Origin of the sequence: Streptomyces triticirhizae, assembly GCF_003696235.1 — a bacterium.
Classification (GTDB): domain Bacteria; phylum Actinomycetota; class Actinomycetes; order Streptomycetales; family Streptomycetaceae; genus Streptomyces; species Streptomyces triticirhizae.
Genome location: NZ_RFFJ01000385.1, coordinates 1 through 1595, shown reverse-complemented (window position 1 = coordinate 1595; position 1595 = coordinate 1). Strand labels below are relative to the sequence as shown.

The window sequence follows — 1595 nt, the reverse complement described above, 5'->3', positions numbered from 1 at the left end:
CCCCTGCGCGAAGTCCCGCGCCGCGCTGCTCTCCCTGGCGGGCGCTCCCGGGGCGGCCCGTGGGAGGCCGCCCGGGCGCGGACCCTGCGGCGGGGCGTCGCCGGTGTCGGCGATGTCGGCCGTGTCGTCGTTCTCCCGGCCGGGGGCGGCGTTCTCCAACGGCGAGACGGGGCCGGCGCCCTTCGCCGCCTCCCCGCCGACCGGCGCGCCCGGGCCCGAAGTCCCCGGCTCAGCGGCCCCGTTGGCCGCCGCGGCGTCGTCCGCGCTCCGGTACCAGGACGGGCCGGCGACCCTCGGGGCCAGCGGCGTCAGCCGCACCAGCGCCCCGCACGGGCAGTCGAAGCCGGGCTGCGGCCAGTGCCCGGGCCGGCCACAGGCCGGGCAGTCCAACTCCGCCCAGCTGTCCGCCCAGGAGCGGTGCGCCACCTGCACCGGCGTGCTGTCGTCGGCCACCGGCAGCGTCACCGGCGCCCCGCAGACGCACGGGTACTCCGGCGGGACATAGCGGTGTTCGAGCCGGCACGCCGGGCATCGCAGTAACACGCTTCTGGCCATGGGACGCTCCCCCAACGGAACTTCTCGACGGGACTCGCACCCGACCCCCGGCAGTCGTCGAGCCTACGGCCCCTTCCCGCGAAGCGCCTCCTCATCCGTACCACCCGCACACCATCGAACGCTCGGGGGAAGGCCGGAGAGAAACCCGACGGCATTGTTCATCGGAATGTGACACGCAATCTAGCCCTCCGTATGGCGTGATGCGCGGACAGTGATATTTACTTTCCCTGCCGGGTCCTTCACGTTCTGGTGTGCGTGGGGAGGAGTCCGGCACGTTTTCGGGTGGCTTTCTGGAAGACGGGCAGGGGAGGGTTGGGTGGCAGGAGAAGCTGAGACGGCTCATCTGGTGCGCACCGCACCGGTGGCCGGGCTCGACCCCCGGGTGACCATGTTGCGCGCGGCCGTTCACCGGCTGCGGCGCGAGTTGGGCGGCTATCAGGTCGCGCTCGCCGATCGCGAGGTCGCCATGGAACGTTTGACGGGCCTGGACGAGCTGTCGGTCGCCGACGTTCCCGACCAGGCGACGCTGGCACAGGCCCTGTTGGAGATCGCCGCGGCCCTCGGCTCGGTCAGCGCGCTCAGGCCGGCGCTCGCCGAGTTCCGCCGGGCCGTGGAGCTGTTCGGAGTCCCGCACTACCAGGCGGACGACCCGCGTCGGACCGCAGCGCCCGGTGGGACGTGGGCCGGCTGAACGGGCGCGGGGCGTCGGCGCGGGAGTTAGGTTGTCCGCGTGCGACTGAGACTTGAGTTCTCCACCGAGCCCTTCGACCTCGACGAGGTGCCGCCCCACGCGCTGGTGGCCCGCGAGGTGGTGGCGCGGGCCGGCCTGGAGGCGGTGGACGTGGGCCCGTTCGGCAACAGCGCCGAGGGCTCGCCCGACGCCGTGGTCGACGCGGTCTCCGACCTGCTGCGCCGCGCGCTCGCCGCCGGCGCCACCCGAATATCCCTCCAGGTCAACGCCGTTGGGCCACCGGCGCCGCCGGAGGAGCCCGGCGCGGCCGGCGAGGCCGCCGCGTGAGCGCGGGCGAGGGCCGACGGCG

General features: G+C 74.3%; 2 protein-coding genes and 1 pseudogene. 2 read left to right on the top strand and 1 reads right to left on the bottom strand.

What is annotated here, in order from left to right; genetic code table 11:
* Positions 1–555: pseudogene (locus tag EBN88_RS29815) on the bottom strand (hypothetical protein); the annotation flags it as partial.
* Between the two features lie 316 nt (positions 556–871).
* On the opposite strand from EBN88_RS29815, the gene EBN88_RS29810 reads away from it, so the two are divergent.
* Complete coding sequence (locus tag EBN88_RS29810; protein ID WP_325052794.1) at positions 872–1246, top strand: DUF5955 family protein; 375 nt, start codon at positions 872–874, stop codon at positions 1244–1246.
* 39 nt (positions 1247–1285) lie between these two features.
* Complete coding sequence (locus EBN88_RS29805) at positions 1286–1573, top strand: hypothetical protein (RefSeq protein ID WP_122400077.1); 288 nt, start codon at positions 1286–1288, stop codon at positions 1571–1573.
* Positions 1574–1595: the final 22 nt, after the last annotated feature.